14 protein-coding genes are annotated in these 16,588 nt (G+C 50.0%); 8 read left to right on the plus strand and 6 right to left on the minus strand.

Annotation, left to right across the window (positions count from 1 at the left end; all coding sequences use genetic code 11):
• Positions 1-53: 53 nt before the first annotated feature.
• The 3 genes from FMS18_RS16890 (at position 54) to FMS18_RS16900 (ending at position 3,167) form a co-directional block, all read left to right on the plus strand.
• Positions 54-1,712: a diguanylate cyclase gene (locus FMS18_RS16890; protein WP_163295854.1), complete on the plus strand. Its 1,659-nt coding sequence runs from the start codon at positions 54-56 to the stop codon at positions 1,710-1,712.
• The gene (locus FMS18_RS16895) at positions 1,712-2,110 is read left to right on the plus strand and encodes a secondary thiamine-phosphate synthase enzyme YjbQ (RefSeq protein WP_163295855.1); all 399 of its coding nucleotides are present in this window, start codon (positions 1,712-1,714) and stop codon (positions 2,108-2,110) included. The genes FMS18_RS16890 and FMS18_RS16895 overlap by 1 nt, the downstream gene beginning before the upstream one ends.
• Positions 2,111-2,228: 118 nt before the next feature.
• Positions 2,229-3,167, plus strand: a complete 939-nt coding sequence (locus FMS18_RS16900) for a GGDEF domain-containing protein (RefSeq protein ID WP_163295856.1) — start codon at positions 2,229-2,231, stop codon at positions 3,165-3,167.
• Positions 3,168-3,213: 46 nt separating this feature from the next.
• Here FMS18_RS16900 and FMS18_RS16905 read toward each other — a convergent pair whose 3' ends face one another.
• From FMS18_RS16905 to FMS18_RS16915, 3 genes are all read right to left on the minus strand, one after another.
• On the minus strand, positions 3,214-3,921 hold the full coding sequence (locus tag FMS18_RS16905; RefSeq protein WP_203544681.1) for a hypothetical protein: 708 nt from the start codon (positions 3,919-3,921) through the stop codon (positions 3,214-3,216).
• Between the two features lie 15 nt (positions 3,922-3,936).
• Positions 3,937-4,830 carry a mechanosensitive ion channel family protein gene (locus tag FMS18_RS16910; RefSeq protein WP_163295857.1) on the minus strand — a complete coding sequence of 298 codons (894 nt, stop codon included), beginning with the start codon at positions 4,828-4,830 and terminating at the stop codon, positions 3,937-3,939.
• A gap of 94 nt (positions 4,831-4,924) precedes the next feature.
• A complete protein-coding gene (locus tag FMS18_RS16915; RefSeq protein ID WP_163295858.1) occupies positions 4,925-5,185 on the minus strand; it encodes a hypothetical protein in 261 nt (86 codons plus the stop codon).
• A gap of 327 nt (positions 5,186-5,512) precedes the next feature.
• Between FMS18_RS16915 and FMS18_RS16920 the strand changes: the two genes are divergently transcribed.
• The 4 genes from FMS18_RS16920 (at position 5,513) to FMS18_RS16935 (ending at position 9,787) form a co-directional block, all read left to right on the plus strand.
• Positions 5,513-7,654 (plus strand): SpoIIE family protein phosphatase, encoded by a 2,142-nt coding sequence (locus FMS18_RS16920; RefSeq protein ID WP_163295859.1) that lies wholly within the window; start codon positions 5,513-5,515, stop codon positions 7,652-7,654.
• Between the two features lie 140 nt (positions 7,655-7,794).
• Entirely contained in the window at positions 7,795-8,040 is a 246-nt protein-coding gene (locus FMS18_RS16925) for a cysteine-rich small domain-containing protein (RefSeq protein ID WP_163295860.1), read from the plus strand.
• Positions 8,041-8,052: 12 nt separating this feature from the next.
• Positions 8,053-8,607 (plus strand): AmmeMemoRadiSam system protein A, encoded by a 555-nt coding sequence (gene amrA / locus FMS18_RS16930; protein ID WP_163295861.1) that lies wholly within the window; start codon positions 8,053-8,055, stop codon positions 8,605-8,607.
• 271 nt (positions 8,608-8,878) lie between these two features.
• The gene (locus tag FMS18_RS16935) at positions 8,879-9,787 is read left to right on the plus strand and encodes a phosphotransferase (RefSeq protein WP_163295862.1); all 909 of its coding nucleotides are present in this window, start codon (positions 8,879-8,881) and stop codon (positions 9,785-9,787) included.
• A gap of 54 nt (positions 9,788-9,841) precedes the next feature.
• Here the strand turns inward: FMS18_RS16935 and purN are convergent, their stop codons facing one another.
• From purN to FMS18_RS16950, 3 genes are all read right to left on the minus strand, one after another.
• A complete protein-coding gene (gene purN, locus FMS18_RS16940; protein ID WP_163295863.1) occupies positions 9,842-10,516 on the minus strand; it encodes a phosphoribosylglycinamide formyltransferase in 675 nt (224 codons plus the stop codon).
• A 130-nt stretch (positions 10,517-10,646) separates the two neighbouring features.
• On the minus strand, positions 10,647-12,161 hold the full coding sequence (gene cobA, locus FMS18_RS16945) for a uroporphyrinogen-III C-methyltransferase (protein ID WP_163295864.1): 1,515 nt from the start codon (positions 12,159-12,161) through the stop codon (positions 10,647-10,649).
• 232 nt (positions 12,162-12,393) lie between these two features.
• On the minus strand, positions 12,394-15,048 hold the full coding sequence (locus FMS18_RS16950; RefSeq protein ID WP_163295865.1) for a valine--tRNA ligase: 2,655 nt from the start codon (positions 15,046-15,048) through the stop codon (positions 12,394-12,396).
• A 230-nt stretch (positions 15,049-15,278) separates the two neighbouring features.
• Here FMS18_RS16950 and FMS18_RS16955 point away from each other — a divergent pair, with 230 nt between their 5' ends.
• Positions 15,279-16,523 carry a BPL-N domain-containing protein gene (locus FMS18_RS16955; protein WP_163295866.1) on the plus strand — a complete coding sequence of 415 codons (1,245 nt, stop codon included), beginning with the start codon at positions 15,279-15,281 and terminating at the stop codon, positions 16,521-16,523.
• The last annotated feature ends 65 nt before the right edge of the window (positions 16,524-16,588 follow it).

The raw sequence follows: 16,588 nt of genomic DNA on the forward strand, positions 1-16,588 counted from the left end.
ACTATAATGGTAATCTCTTATTTTCAAAGATTACTAATGCAGGAGTGCTGTTAATGCATAATCTTTTCGTTCCAAAAACTATCAGCAGTCGGATCAAATGCTACTCTTTCTTCATGGTCGGAGTGCCCCTTATTTTTATCTGTATAATGCTCCTTTTCTTCATCAAATCAGCCATCTTCAAAGCCGCGAAAAAGGAGCTGGCTGAACAGGTTACCTCTCACAAAACAGTCATTGAGGAATGGTTCCGCGAACGACAGAACAATGTAAAATTCCTTGCCGAGACAGAGGCACTGCGTAGTGGAGACCTGAAACGGATCAGCCCAATTCTGCAAAAATTCGATGACACCCATGATGACATATCCATAGTGATTTTGGTCGGAAAGGATGGCATTGCAGGAAAACATCCGGCCGGGCCGCTCATTGATGTCTCCGACCGGGAATATTATATTAAGGGCCGAGCCGGGAAAGCGCATGTAACCAAAGTCCTGACCGGGCGCGGCTCCGGGAACCCCATAATTATTTTCTCGCATCCCGTAACCATGGAAGACGGGAGTTTCGGCGGAGTTGTTATTCTGGGTTCACGGCTGACAGCCATAGACAAGCTGATGAAGAATCTCAGATTCGGCGACACCGGAGAGACATATATCCTCAACCGCGATGGATATATGCTCACAGAATCCCGCTACGCAACACAGCTGAAAACGGAAGGCAGAATAAAGAACACTGCTATTCTGGAGATCAAAACCAGCACCAAAGGATTTGAAGCCGCCCTTACAGGCAGCCAACATCAAGGACCATACCTTGATTACCGGGGAGCAAAAGTTCTGGGTGCCAGTCAGTGGATCAGAGACGGCAGATGGCTTCTGGTCTCTGAAATTGATTACAACGAAGCCCTGAACCCGCTCTATTCCTTCATGTTGACAGCTTTCAGCGGAGCGGCTCTGACTCTGCTGGTCCTGACCCCTTTTGCAGTCAGGCTGATCCGCTCCATAAGTATTCCTTTACTGCAACTCAATAATGTTGCCCGCCAGATGACCTTGGGAAAATTCGACTGTAAATGTGCCGAGGCGAATATGCCTTCGCCTCCAGATGAAATAAAACAACTAATGGAAGTCTTCTGCTCCATGCAGGAAAAAGTGGACAGTACAGTGCAGGAATTGCAAAAATCAGCGGTAACCGACCAACTTACCGGACTGCCCAACCGACGCTACTTGATGAAGGAAGGGGCAAGATTGGTGGATATAGCCATTCGGGCAAGGCAACCCTGCTCGCTTATGATCATGGATATTGACCATTTTAAAGTTATCAATGACACATACGGGCATACTATGGGAGATGTTGTGCTCCAACAAATGAGCAGATCATTTCAGGAAATTGTGCGCACCTCGGATATCATAGCCCGTTACGGCGGGGAAGAATTCGTGGTTGTAGCACCGGGTTCCGACATTGATTCCGGGAAAATCCTCGCCGAAAGATTGCGTCAGGGCATAGAGGCCCGCACGTTCAATAACGAAGCACAGCCTCTAGCCTGCACCATTTCTATTGGAGTGGCCCATTACGCCACAGATATCAAGTTCGGGGCGGATGCCTATGAAGACATGCTGGCCCGGGCGGACACTGCCCTTTACGATGCCAAAAATACCGGGCGTAATAAAATATGCATAGCCGAACCGCATAATAAACTTACCGACTCCCCAAAAGGAGATAATTAGTGGAAACTTTACAGATCAGAACTAACAGCCGCGAAGAAATGATCGACATAACTGAATCAGTGCGCAAGCTGATCAGAGACAACGGCTGGCAGTCCGGCGCGCTGCTGCTCTACTGCCCGCACACCACAGGTGCAATAACAGTCAACGAAGGAGCAGACCCGGACGTTGTCCGCGACATCACCGTGAACATGCGCAAACTGGTGCCCCATCAAGGGGACTACCGGCACATGGAAGGTAACTCCGATGCCCACATCAAAACCAGTATGTTCGGGCCGGAACAGATGCTCATCGTTGAGAACGGAGATGTCATGCTCGGCACATGGCAGCGTATCTTTTTCTGTGAGTTTGACGGGCCGCGAAGCAGAAAGCTTTGGGCGCAGTGGTTGGGAGCAAGTTAATTATAAGCGACAAAAAAGGTAATAATTTTGGTTGCTCTTTTGCCCGTCTTACGCCACATTCCAGCAAAAGACATAGACTAAAAATAACAACCTTAAAGCTTAGTACAGGATCTCCATAATGTCTGAGAAAAAGTCCCCCAAAACCGAAAGACAATTCAATAGCCATTTCATACGGAGACTTTTTTGTTTTGCTTCACTGGCAGGTATCGCAATATTGGCGGTTATTCTTTCCAATATATATACGCAAGACCTCTACCGGGAACTGGCAGATAAAAATACGCAGATCTCAGAAAATCTGATTGTGGAGAAAAAACGATTTCTACGCGAGGCAATTGCCTTGAACGAACCACACAACAGGGCAACAGCCACAGAACTACACCTCGATAAAGTGGATAAGATCATCAAAGAAGATGCTGGCATAACAAAGGGGACATACAGGTCTCAGTTGAAAATGACCATTTCCATTTCTCTTCTAGGGATCATCCTTGCAGCACTGATTATCATATTTCTTGAAAAATATATTTCAAAGCTTATCTTAGACTACGAGACTCGCATCAACGAACTGGAAAGCCTTTCAAGCATCGACAAACTCACCGGGCTAGCGAACAGAATCAAGCTGGATGAGATGTTCAATTACGAAATAAGCAAGGCGCAGCGGCACGGCAATTCCTTCTCCATTCTGCTGCTCGATCTGGACAGGTTCAAGAATATTAACGACAATTTCGGCCATGATATCGGGGACATGGTTCTTCAGCAAACAGCACAACTATTGAAAAACAACCTGCGCAAAACAGACACCATCGGTCGATGGAGCGGAGAAGAATTTCTGATTATTGCCCCTGAAACAGGAAACGAGAAGGCCATTCTGCTGGCAGAAAAAATACGTAAAATTATTGCCGGACACTACTATACACCGGTCGGGACCGTCACCTGCTCCATAGGCATCGGTTCTTTTAACGGAGAAGACAGCAGGGAAAGTCTGACCGAACGAGCCGACCGGGCACTATATATGGCAAAAGACAACGGACGAAACAGGGCCGTATACGGAGAAATGTAATTTCTGTCAGCCGAGCACAAACGGACAACGCGCGTAAAAGCAGATATCAGGAAGAACGAGCCGCCCGCCCCTTCAAGCTGGCAAAAGCCAGAATAACCCCGAGTGCCCCGCCGAGAAGAGCGGCAAAGATGATCCGCAGGTCCGGCGGCAGCATGAAGGTTATTGTATGCGCGGGAATCCAGAAGATGGGAATGGTTTTTTTCAAGACGAATCCCCACATGCTGTCCCAGTCAATGGCTGAGAGTCTGGCTGCAACATCCACCGGAGCTATCAAGGAACTTATGCGCCCCTGATGAACCTGAATGTGGTCGTCGTAAATTTTGTGCAGAATCATGAGCACCGGAGCAAAGACGGTGTTGAGCATGACGCTGGTAATGAACGAGATGAGCAGAGAAGCAAAAAAACCGTCATCTGCACTAACATTCAGGCCGAGGGAAGTAAGCACAGCCGGAGAGCCTACGGCAAAGACAGCGAAACAGGCCTTTATAAACAGTCCGATGAATCCCCACATGACCGCTCTGGCAATAAGACCGAATCCGGGCCGCCAATAACGTCCATCCACAATGCGCAGAGCAACGCATTCCCCGAAAGTAGCCAGAATAGCGAATTTTAAAAAGCTTAAAATATAGCCATGCTCTTTAGTGTAGAGCTTAAATGTTTCTATAGGATGCGGCTGGCAGGCAACCCAGATAAGCAACAATGCAATAACGCAGAGAGTGATATAGTCCGATCTTTTCATGGAAATTTTATTCATAATCCTGTTATCGCCTTAACCCTGTTCTTTTGTAAGATTGACCTGTGACATATGGGTTGTGATTCCTTTCTCTTTAAAAACTCTGATCAATCGCATGGAGACATCACTTTTCAGGCTCCACGCCTCGGCAGGAGAATCGGCCCAAGCAGCCACCCAACAAACAACACTCTCCCTGTCCATGCTCCGTATCCAGAATTGCGGGGTGTCCAATTCGTTATGATGTTCACTCCGGGAGGCCACATCAATGGCAATATCTCTGATCTCATCAATATCCGCATCATATGAAACTGAAAATTCAATGTAAGACCATTGCAGACTGTCATTGAGGGTCAGATTGGAAAATTCTTTGTTCAACATACGACTGTTAGGAATAATGTAACGTTTCCAGTCCCATGTCTTGATCTTTGTGTGGGTAATGGAAATATCCTCGACAGTACCGTACTGACCGTCAACCACCAGAGTATCACCGACCCTGAGCTGCTTTGAAAATGAAATGACGATACCCGAGATCATGTTTTCCACCAGAGGACGGGCCGCGATACCTACCACCGCTGTTGAGATAGCGATCAGTATCGAAATCATCGTACTGGGAAGCTGCCCTACAAAAGGCATGACCATCGCCAGTATCCAGATCATCACGAGAAAAAGTATTAATGTGCGGCGTATGACCGTAAACCGGGTCTTAACGCCTTTGACCATGTCCTTTCGTTCCTGCCGCTCTTCCTTATCAGTCAGAACGTCAGTAGGAATGGCCGCAGTGGTTTCAGGATCTTTCTTGATCAGCTTTTCAATGCGATCAACACGACTCTTTCTGAAACGTGTGACACGGTAACTTATCCAGATATAGATGATCGCGGCAACTGCGGTTATGCAAGCGACGTAGATGTACGGATCGATTTCAGTAAGCATGCCTCACCCTTTAACCACAATATCCGATACCGTAAACAGATATACACATGCTCTCACCGGGAGATAACCAAAAGTTCTCCCCGGACAAAAGTCCCTACATCCCCACACACCTGTTTATGGGCTGTCTTTTGTCCCCCTCCGAAACTGAACAGCCGCAACTCTCCGGACTGAGCCGCTTTTTGGCACCGTTCAAAACCATGCGCAAACAAAAACGCGACCCATGTCCGCCGCTTCCGGCAAGACAGTTGAAAATATCATCCCCGGCGCGATCCAGGGCCTCGGCTACAGTCAAGCCACGGTTTTGCAGACGCTCGGCCTTCTTCCTGAGCAGTTCTTCCAGCAATGCGGTGTTCATATGCCACCCCCGAAGTGTTCTTGATCCTGTTCATGAATGCCGGATTTCCGGCATATCCATTCCCCGTACAAGTACTGATGCAATTTCCAATCCTTCGTTGCCGTCCGGCAATAAAGCAGCTACAATGCAAAGCAAAACAAGCGGTAATAATTGCGGAAGTCATTTACAGTATAGCACTATAAACATGTGCAAGCGACATGTTTCCGCTTTTTTAATTATTGACCGTCAATATCCACAACGGAGCAAACCGTGAGCAGGACAGCACAAAGTCGTATAGACATCGTAAAATCAACGTCTTCCACTGACATAGACTACTCCTAAATAAAAATGAGCATACGTATAAAACTTTTCGCCCTGCTGCTGATATTCAGCCTTATCCCCCTGCTGGTGGTTTCCGTCATCAGCAGGCAGGGAATTCAGGAACTTGGCCAGATCCAATCAGACAACCTGCGCGCGGACATGATCAAAATCCTGACGGATGAAATGCATCAGTCCGCCAAAGACTCAGCCAAACTGGTACAGCAACAGGCGGTATCGCTGGAGTTTGCCCTTAAAGCCATAGGGGCCGAAGCCGAAGATGTGCTTAATGACCCGGTGGGAACTCCACCGAAAGTATACTTCGCCGAGGACTTCAACACTGAAGGACGTCAGCCGGCCGATTTCGGGCCATCCCCGCAGTATTTCGTACTCAGTGAAAAAGGCCGGAAAAATCCCTCATCGGTGAGTCTGGAAGAACCTGTTTTTTTCTGCCCGGAAGGAAAGGAACACCTGAAAGAGAGTCCTGATCTTGTCCGGCTCTGCCTGCTCAAGCCTGATTTCAAATCTTTTTTCAATGAAGCCGGAACCGCCCTGCACCGAATCTACATAACCCTTAATTCCGGGCTGCACATGGCCTACCCCGGCCACGGCAACTACCCGCCCAACTATGATCCCCGAAAAAGGGAATGGTTTACTGAAGCGGTTAAGCAAGGCTCCATTGTCTGGGATAAATTCATTGACGCCAGCACCGGGCAACAGGTCTACACCCTTTCCAAGCCCCTCCGGGACCGTGATGGAAACATCATCGGTGTAGCCGCCATTGATATCCAGTTGGTGGAACTGTTGCGCAAGGAAGACCTGACCTCCCAATGGTCAAGCGCGATTCAGGCCTTTGTGGTCGGTCCGGTCAACACAAATAACGGAGTCGAGCTGCGCATCTGGGCCGAGGCGGGACACAAAGAAACCAATATTTCATGGAAGACCGGACTACCAAACGAAGTCCGCTATCTGCAATCAGCCGACAAGGATTCACAGGACAAGCTGATCAGCTCTATCTCCAAAAGTAAATCCGGGGTCATGCGGATGCCCTACAACGGAGTTAAATCGGTCTGGGCCTTCGCTCCCTTTCGTGGCGATGGCAGCTACGTGCTGATCACACCGGAAAAAGTTATCACCAGAGTTCCGGACCGAGCCGCCAGACAGGCCCTTACCCTGAGCAAAGACCTTTACGTGGCAGTCGGGGCGGCCTCATTTTTCACCTTGATCACCATCGGACTGGTAGCCTTTGTGGGTAGCCGTAAAGTGATTAAACCGCTGCTGATAATGACTGACGCTGCCGAAAAAATATCCGAAGGTGACCTTTCAGTACACGTTGATGTCAGAACCGGGGATGAACGGGAAACCCTTGCCAATGCCTTCAACCACATGATTCCCAAATTGCAGGACCATCTGCGCATCAGCAAATCCCTTGAGCTGGCGCAGGAAGTTCATACCAGCCTGCTTCCGGAAGAGCCGCCGCAGATCAACGGGCTGGATATCTCCGGTATCAGTATTTCCTGCGATGAAACCGGAGGCGATTATTTCGATTTCTACACCCCGCCCATCAACGGGGGAACCGGAATCCTCCTCGGAGATGTCACCGGGCACGGGGTTTCCGCAGCCCTGCTCATGACCACCGGGCGTGCGCACCTGAAACATACTTCCGGGCACATGGAGCCGCTGGCCAACCGCATTGACGAGGTCAACAAGCTGCTCTGTTCGGACATCGGCGATACCGGAAGATTCATGACCCTGTTCTGTCTTGAACTCTCCCCGGATAACTCCAAAGGCACATACGTGCGCGCTGGACATGACCCGGCAACCATCTACAATCCTGCCAGCGGAGAAAAACGCGACCTCATGGGATCGCCGATGCTGGCTCTGGGTATTTTTGATGAAAGCAAGTACGATGAATTTGATATTGAAATAAACGAAGGAGAGATCATCTTCATCGGCACAGACGGTATCTGGGAGGCCCGCAACACCAAAGATGAAATGTTCGGACGCGACCGTCTAGACCGGATCATATTCGCCAATGCCCAGCGCAGTGCCGCTGAAATCCAGCAGGAGATCATTGCCGAAGTCTACAAGTTTCAGGACGGTATGGAACAGGAAGACGACATCACTCTGGTCATCATCAAAGTTAACGAATTTAACAAAAACAAATCATGATGCGCTATCGCGCGTTTGATAAAAAGATTTCGCCTCCGGCGGCTTAAACCCTTTGAAAAGGGTTTAAGAATTCCCAAACTTTTTTATTAGGGCTTCGCCACTTCGTTTGAAAAACCATACGCGAACTTTAAGGAATAAATATGGAAAACAGTCATCGTTTTTTCAGGAACATAGATTGTCGCTATTTCCCCTGCCATCAGGTCAGCGACGAAACATCCTTCAACTGCCTGTTCTGTTTCTGTCCGCTCTACCTTGTGGAGGATTGCGGCGGACGCTTTAAAACAACTGCCAAGGGCGTTAAGGACTGCACAGACTGTAAGATTCCGCATCGGCCCGAAGGTTACGATTACATCATCAAAAAACTTAAAGAAGCAAACGAGCGTTAGCCGGAGTTCCCCATGTCAGAAAATTTTACCTTCGCCCTTACCCAGGAAGAAAAAGATTATCTAAAAAGCCTCGTCCACAAGTCCATCATGTGCAGACTGAACAAACAGGAGGAACCTACTCCCGAACCTGTAACCGAGCACCTGCGTGAGAACTACGGGGCCTTTGTGACCCTGAACAAGGGCGGACATCTGCGCGGTTGTATCGGAAATGTACAGGGAACCGGGCCGCTCTACAAAACCATCTGGAAGATGGCCCGCGCCGCCGCTTTTGAAGATCCGCGTTTCCCGCCGCTGTCTATGGAAGAATTCGGGGAAATCGAGATTGAAATATCCATCCTCAGCCCCATCAGCCTTTGTCCCGATACAGATAAGATCAAAATCGGGCGGCACGGCCTGATCATGCAACGCGGACAGCAAACCGGGCTTCTTTTGCCGCAAGTCGCCGTGGACTGGAAGTGGGATCGTGAACAATTTCTAGCCCAGACCTGCCAGAAAGCAGGCATGGAACCGGATGCATGGCAAGACCCGGCAACCAATATTTTCTGGTTCGAAGCTGAAGTATTTTAAAGATGCCTCCGGCGGCTGGGGAAGGGAAACTCTTGCAAGAGTTTCCCTTCCCCAGACCCCATCCCTTCAAAACCTTTTAATATGGCTTCGCCGCTGGAGACAGCTTCTTTTGCTGTAACGGACAGCACATTTTCCCACTTAAAATGACGTTATTTATACATAAGCATATTTTTTAATACTAAATGGCGAAGCCCTAATAAAAAGTTTTGGGATTCTTAAACCCTTTTCCAAAAGGGTTTAAGGCCCCCGGCAGGGCCGCCGGAGGCAAAACATGATAGACGCCCTCTCTCCTTGGGGACTTGAAACCCTCGAACGCCATAATGATAAGAATATTCCCGGTAGCACGGAGCGAACGATCTCACGCTCTGTAATTGAAGATACTGAAAACAGACTTTGGCTCATGGAGCGTATTGCCGGAACACAGGTGAATAAACGTTCCGCCATTGCTGAGAATCTGCTGACTTTGCAGAAATCAGGCATGGACTGGCTGCTTCCCTATCAGGAAACCAAAGATGGGCAGGTTATCGCAGAGGTAATGGGCCTCCCGTGGCAGCTCTCGCCCTTTTATGCGTCAGACGAACTGCCACGCCCGGAATATGTTTTTGATGCCGAGAGAGGCACGGAGCTAGCGAAATTCATTACACAGTTGCGTGAGCATACAAAGGGTAAAGAAATGCAGGGACAGGATCAATCCTTTGCGCTGATCGAGTATGCCCGCAAGCTGGTCGAGACCGTTAAAGAACGGGAGCCTACTGTTTACAAACGCCTCGAGCCGATCTGCGCACGCCTGTTCCCAAAGATGGAGCAATTCCCGCAATTGCCCAAAGCTTTCTGCCACGGCGATTTCCATCCCCTGAACGTACTTTGGAAAGGTAAAAAAGTTGGCGCAGTAATCGACTGGGAATTTTCCGGTATGCGCCCTGAAATCTATGACGTAGCCAACATGATCGGCTGTGTGGCTTTTGAAAATCCCGGCGCACTGGGTGAAGGCTTAATCCCGGCCTTCATGGACGGGCTTTACGATAACACCGATATCAGCGACGACAGTTATGAATCACTGCCCGCCTATATTCCAGCCCTGCGCTTTGCATGGCTTTCCGAATGGCTGCGCAAAAAGGATCATGAGATGATTGAGATGGAATTAGAATTTATGGAGCTGCTATTGGCGGTAATGGGGTAATTTTTCTACTGGGATCATTTTCCTGACGCCACGAAAATGATCCCTTAATTTTTTTTAAAAACCTTTTTCCAGCGGCGGATTAACCAGACTAAATCCGTTCGTCTTCGCCAGCTCAATATCAGCTTCAGCCAGTTTCACAAAACGGTCCGTGGCAGATAAACGCCCTGTTGCCAGCCATTGCACAGCCTGCGGCAAAATACGGTGTTCCTGCTTGAGGATACGCTTGCGCAACTCATCTTCATCTTCACCGGGGTAAGCGGGGACTGCGGCCTGAATGACCACCGCCCCGTGGTCCATTTTTTCATCCACAAAATGGACGGTACAACCGGCCAGTTGCACGCCGTATTTGGCGGCATCGCCCTGCCCGTCCACACCGGGAAAACTGGGCAGAATCGCCGGATGGATATTGATAATCTTACCGGGGAAGGCATTCAGAAATACCGGAGTAATAATGCGCATGAATCCGGCCATGATCACGGCTTCGACTCCGGCATCTTTAAGAATACGCACCATCTCGGCATCAAATTCCTCACGAGAACCGAAATCCTTATGGCTCAAAGCCGCAGTAGGGATGCCGTAAGCTTCAGCCCGTTTCAAACCGTAAGCATCAGCTTTATTGGAAAGAACCATCCTGATATCAACATCAAGAATGTTATCTTCCATTTTTTCAATAATGGATTGCAGATTAGATCCACCACCTGAAATAAGAACAGCAATAGGTAAACTCAAGTCACTCTCCATGAGAACAAGAGGCGAAGCCCTAATAAAAGGTTTTGGGATTCTTAAACTCTTTTGCAAAAGGGTTTAAGCCGCCGGAGGCATAAAAAAAGGAGGACCTCGTAGGTCCTCCTTTTGGTAATTACTCAGAAGCTTCCTGCACCAGTACATCGACCAGTGCGGGGATGGTGTAATCTTCGGGCTGGATATCCGGCTCATAACCGAACCCTTCGAGGGTCTTGGCGGTGATGGGTCCGATGCAAGCGATTTTCACACTCTCTTTGTATTTGTGGAAAACTTCCGGCTCAATGAGGTTGAAGAAGTTTTCAACTGTGCTGGAGCTGGTGAAAGTCAGGTAATCGATCTTTCCGGCTTCGAGAGCCTCGGCAATGGGACCGGGATCGTTCTCGGAAAGTCCGGTCTCGTAGACGGGCAGGATCTTAACTTCTGCTCCGGCCTTGCGCAGCTCTTCGGGCAGCACTTCGCGGGCGATCTTGGCGCGCGGGATGAGCACCTTCTTGCCTTTGATGCCCTTTTCGAGCAGTCCGGCAACCACGCCCTCGGCAACGTACTTCTCAGGTACGAAATCAGGCTTGATGCCTTTTTCGACCAACGCGTCAGCAGTGGCGGGTCCGATGGCGGCGATTTCGATTCCGGCAAAAGCGCGGGCGTCGAGACCTGCTTCGTCCATCTGCTTGAAGAAATGTTTTACACCGTTCACGGAAGTGAAGATCAGCCAATCCCAACTGGACAGACCTTTGATCTCAGCCTGAACGTCGGAGTAGTCGGCAACAGGTTCGATGTTGATGGTCGGGAACTCGTGTACGCAGGCACCGAGTTTGCCGAGAGTGGAAACAAGGCCGCTGGCCTGTTCACGGGCGCGGGTAACAACCACGCCCTTGCCGAGCAGGGGCTTTTTCTCAAACCATGCCAGCTTATCGTGCAGGGAGCAGACACCGCCAACAACAATGATGGATGGAGCTTTGAACTTGCGCTCTTTTGCTTCCTCAGCAACATTTTCAAGTGTGGAAACGAAAGACTGCTGGTTACAGCGGGTCCCCCAACGCACAAGAGCGACCGGGGTTTCGGGATCGCGACCATTCTTGATCAGGTTCTCCGCGATCATGGGCAGATTTTTCACGCCCATGTAGAAAACGAGGGTGCTGGTGGATTTGGCGTACACAGCCCAGTTATGACCGGTCTTTTCCTTGGTGGGATCTTCGTGTCCGGTAATGAAGCATACGGAGGTGGTGAAATCGCGGTGGGTCACCGGGATACCCGCGTAAGCAGGAGCAGCAACACCTGCGGTGATACCGGGAATGACTTCAAAGTCGATTCCGGCTTCGACCAGCTCTTCAGCTTCTTCGCCGCCGCGACCGAAAACATAGGGATCGCCGCCTTTGAGACGGGCAATTACTTTGCCTTCGTTGGCTTTTTCAACGATAAGCTCGTTGATTTTATCCTGCGGCAGGGTGTGGTCGCCGCCTTTTTTACCTACGTACAAAATCTCGCAATCAGATTTGCAGTAGTTCAGAAATTCGATATTTGCCAGATAGTCGTAGATAAGTACATCTGCGGTTTCCAGCACTTCCTTAGCTTTAACAGTCAGCAGACCGGGATCACCGGGACCCGCACCAATCAAGTATACCAAACCCATATATCCACCCTCTCTAGTTAAAGGCAATTTTGATACGCTTCGCGTTTTGACGAAAGGATTTCGCCTCCGGCGGCCAAAGAACCCTTTTGGAAAAGGGTTCTCTGGACTCTCCTAAAACTTTCATTAAGCTTCGCTGCTAGCAACGGCGAAGCCTTACTAAAACGTTTTGGGATTCTTAAACCCTTTTGGAAAAGGGTTTAAGGCCCCCGGCAGGGCCGCCGGAGGCTATAAACTATTCCATGACACTGACGAGACGATCTTTCAGCTCGGTCAGCTTTGCTTTCTTATCGTTGATCTCTTCCAGACGGGCTTTTTCCTTCTCAACAACTGCTGCGGGAGCGTTGCTGACAAAGCCTTTGTTGGAGAGTTTCTTTTCTATCACTGTGAGATCTTTGTCCAGCTTGGCGAATTCCTTGTCCAGACGGGCAAGCTCGGACTCGAAATCCACTGCGCCTGCCAACGGTACAAAGAGTTCGTTACCCTGTACAACTGCGGTACCGGATGCGCTGGGACCTTCTGCGTCAGGACCTGCGGTTACGCTGTCCAGACGGGCCAGAGCCTTGAACAGATCAATGTTGTCATTGATCAGCGCGGCAGACTTGTCATCGACAGTGCGTACGATGAGCTCCAGCTTCTTGGAAGGAGCAATGATCAGCTCGGTACGGATGTTACGTACAGCGGAAACAAGACCCTGAAAAAGTTCCATATCTTCGATGGCTTTTTCATTGCGGCAGTTGTCGCGCTTTTCGGGGTAGGCAACAGTTGCAATGTCGCCGTTCTCAATGCCGGGCAGTACGGACCAGATTTCCTGAGTTACAAAAGGCATGGTCGGGTGCAGCAGGACCATGGTCTCAGAAAGAACGGTCCAGAGTACCTTGAGAGTTGCGTCCTTGCGGGTAGCATCGTCGCTGTAAAGGTCCGGCTTAATCATTTCCAGATACCAGTCGCAGAACTCGTTCCAGATAAATCTGTACATGGTCTGGGCCACTTCGTTGAAGCGGTAGGCTTCCACTGCCTCACGCATGGTGTCCTTAACTTCTTCAAGGCGGTGCAGAATCCACTCGTTGGCGAGGCCTGTTGCATCATCGAGAGATGCTTCGGGTTTCTTGCCGTCGAGGTTCATGAGCGCGAAACGTGCGGAGTTCCAGATTTTGTTAACAAAGTTGCGGTAACCGTCAATGCGCTGCTCGGAAAGCTTGATATCGCGGCCCATGGCAGCAAAAGAAGTCAGGGTGAAACGCAGGGCGTCAGTACCGTACTTGTCGGACATTTCCAGCGGATCAATAACGTTTCCGGTGGACTTGGACATCTTCTTGCCATGCTCATCACGCACAAGGGCGTGGATGTAAACATGATGGAAAGGAATTTGATCCTGAAAATGGATACCCATCATCATCATGCGTGCAACCCAGAAAAACAGGATGTCAAACCCGGTGATCAGCACAGATGTGGGGTAATACTTGGCCAGTTCAGGAGTCTCATCAGGCCAGCCCAGTGTGGAGAAAGGCCAGAGAGCGGAAGAAAACCAGGTATCCAAAACGTCTTCTTCCTGAATAAGCTTGGAAGAACCGCACTTGGAACATTTGGTGGGATCGTCATTGGAAACAATAAGTTCTCCGCATTCTTCACAGGTCCAAGCCGGGATGCGGTGTCCCCACCAGATCTGACGGGAGATACACCAGTCGCGGATGTTGTCCAGCCACTCGTAGTATACCTTTTCCCAGTTGTTGGGGAAAATCTTGGTTTCGGAAGGCACAGCGGCGCGGGCTTTTTCAGCCAGCGGCTTCATGGCCACAAACCACTGTTCAGAAACATGCGGTTCGATGACGGACTTACAGCGGTAACACTCACCAACGGAATGCTCATGGTCCTCGATGGAAATGAGGTAACCTTCAGCCTTGAGGTCCTCGACGATTACCTTGCGCAGATCATCCTTGAACATGCCACGGTATTTTTCAGGACCGTTCTCATTGATGTTGCCGTCTTCATCAAACACGGAAAGAACTTCGAGGTTGTGTTTGCGGCCCAGTTCCCAGTCATTCATGTCGTGGGCGGGGGTAACTTTCAGGGCACCGGTACCGAATTCCATGTCTACGTAGGAATCACCGATGATGGGCAGCTCGCGGCCTACGATGGGCAGGATGGCGGTCTTGCCGATGAGGTGCTTGAAGCGGTCATCTTCGGGGTTAACGCAGATGGCGGTATCGCCGAGCATGGTTTCGGGACGGGTGGTGGCAATGATCAGTTCGCCGGAGCCGTCGGAAAGTTTGTACTTGATGTTGTAGAAATGGCCCGGTTTGGGGGAATGTTCCACTTCATCGTCAGCAAGCGCGGTATGGCAGCGGTTACACCAGTTGATGATGTAGTTGCCCTTGTAAATGAGGCCTTCTTCGTAAAGCTTTACGAAAACCTTGCGGACAGCCTTGGCGCGCTGCTCGTCAAAGGTGAAACATTCGCGATCCCAGTCAACGGATGCGCCCATGCGGCGGATCTGCTTGAGGATGTGACCGCCCTTTTCTTCCTTCCATTCCCAGACGCGCTCGATAAATTTTTCACGGCCGAGATCGTCACGGGTCTTGCCTTCGGTCTTCAGCTGACGCTCAACAACGTTCTGGGTGGCGATACCCGCGTGGTCGGTGCCGGGAACCCAGAGAACGTTCTTGCCCTGCTGGCGCTGGTAGCGGCAGAGGATATCCTGAAGGGTGAGGTTCAGGGCATGGCCCATATGCAGCACACCGGTAACGTTGGGCGGCGGAATCACGATAGAGTAAGGATCGCCGTCTGCTTCGGGATCGGGGGTGAAAGTTTTATTTTCTTCCCAGTGGTCAAGCCACTTTTTTTCTACATCCCAAGGTTCATAACCTTTGGGGAGGTTTGATTCCGCCATGTAAGGACTCCTGTCTAAATATAAATTCTTAAGCAAAAAGATACGTAGCGGGTCACCGTAATCCGGCTTCCCGATGCGCATAGGATTGCTAAGTTGGTTTCATAATAATATTTTTTGAAAAAGATGTGCTTTGCCTGCCCTGATTTTCCGTGTATTTACGGGACAGGGGTCAGAAGCAAAACACTCGCCTCGTCAACTTGCGCTACACACACTTATAAAGAGACACGAACATGTCAAGTATCTATATACTATGGGATGACTCCCACATCTGGGGGCTGCTGATCAAAAGAGCCCTCGAAGCATGGAACATCGACCACGAATTAGTGCGTGGGCATCAAATAGCGCAAGGACTGCTTTCAGGCAAGCCTCCGGCAGCACTTATCGTTCCCGGTGGCTGGGCAAAAGGCAAAGCCATGCATCTGGGCGGACCGGGAATCCTTGAAATCCAAAAATATGTCGGTGAAGGCGGCAACTATCTCGGTTTTTGCGGCGGCGCGGGACTCGGGCTTTCCGATGCCGGAGGCTTAGGCTTAAGCTGCTGGCATCGCAAAGGATTCGAAAACAGGCTGCATCATTTTTTAAGCGGACACATCAATGTTAAGCTGGACCAGTCCAGTCCGCTGGTCCCGGACAGCCTTGGAGAAAGCGCACTGATTCCGGTCTGGTGGCCGGGGCAGTTTTCTCCCAGCAAGTGCGACTCAACCAGTGCACTGGGCCGTTACCGCGAACCGGGCAATGACTTCTGGGTCGCCGACCTGTGCATCAGTTCCCTCCCTGAAGGAACCCTCAACGATTGGCGCAACATGTACGGGATTTCGCTTTTGCCTGGATTCCTGCATAACCGTCCTGCGGTTATTACCGGGCAAACCGGGAAAGGTAATTTCATCCTCAGCTATCCGCATCTTGAAACCCCGGCCTCAGCCGAGGCCAACATATGGCTCTCACACATCCTGGACCACATGTTAGGGCAGGAAGCACAAAACCGACCGACTCTCCCGGCATGGGAGCTGGCTGATACTCCCACAAAATGGAATGACCCGGACCTTGTCGCTGTACGCAAATCCATTGAAAAAATCATCGCCACCGGACAGGGCCACTTTCTGCTTTTCTGGCGCAACCCATGGCTGCTGGGCTGGAGACGGGGAATCCCCGGAGCAGCTCTAAACAGCTTATATGCACTTATCTGTAAAGTAACATCACATGAGCCTGATGATGCTTCCATTAAACAATGGAACTCCTGCAAAGATGAATTTATGAAATACATGGAGGTCTTTGAGGAAGGAGTAACCGGATATTTATTAGCGGAACGTTTTGCTATGACTATGCGCACTCTTGAACCGGATACGATCTTTCCCAAGGCATTGCAGGAGCAGCGCAACGGACTTTTCGGTCCTCCTCCCGGAGCTGGTGGAATATACGCAAAGCTTCTTTCCATATTGGAAGAATTAGTCTGGGTAATGCATAAAGCAGAATAAACAAAATGCCGAATAAGCACCTATCAGTAATATTTGAACATTACCGTAATCTAATATAGAGTTGA

This window comes from Desulfovibrio sp. JC022 (genome assembly GCF_010470665.1).
GTDB lineage: Bacteria > Desulfobacterota > Desulfovibrionia > Desulfovibrionales > Desulfovibrionaceae > Maridesulfovibrio.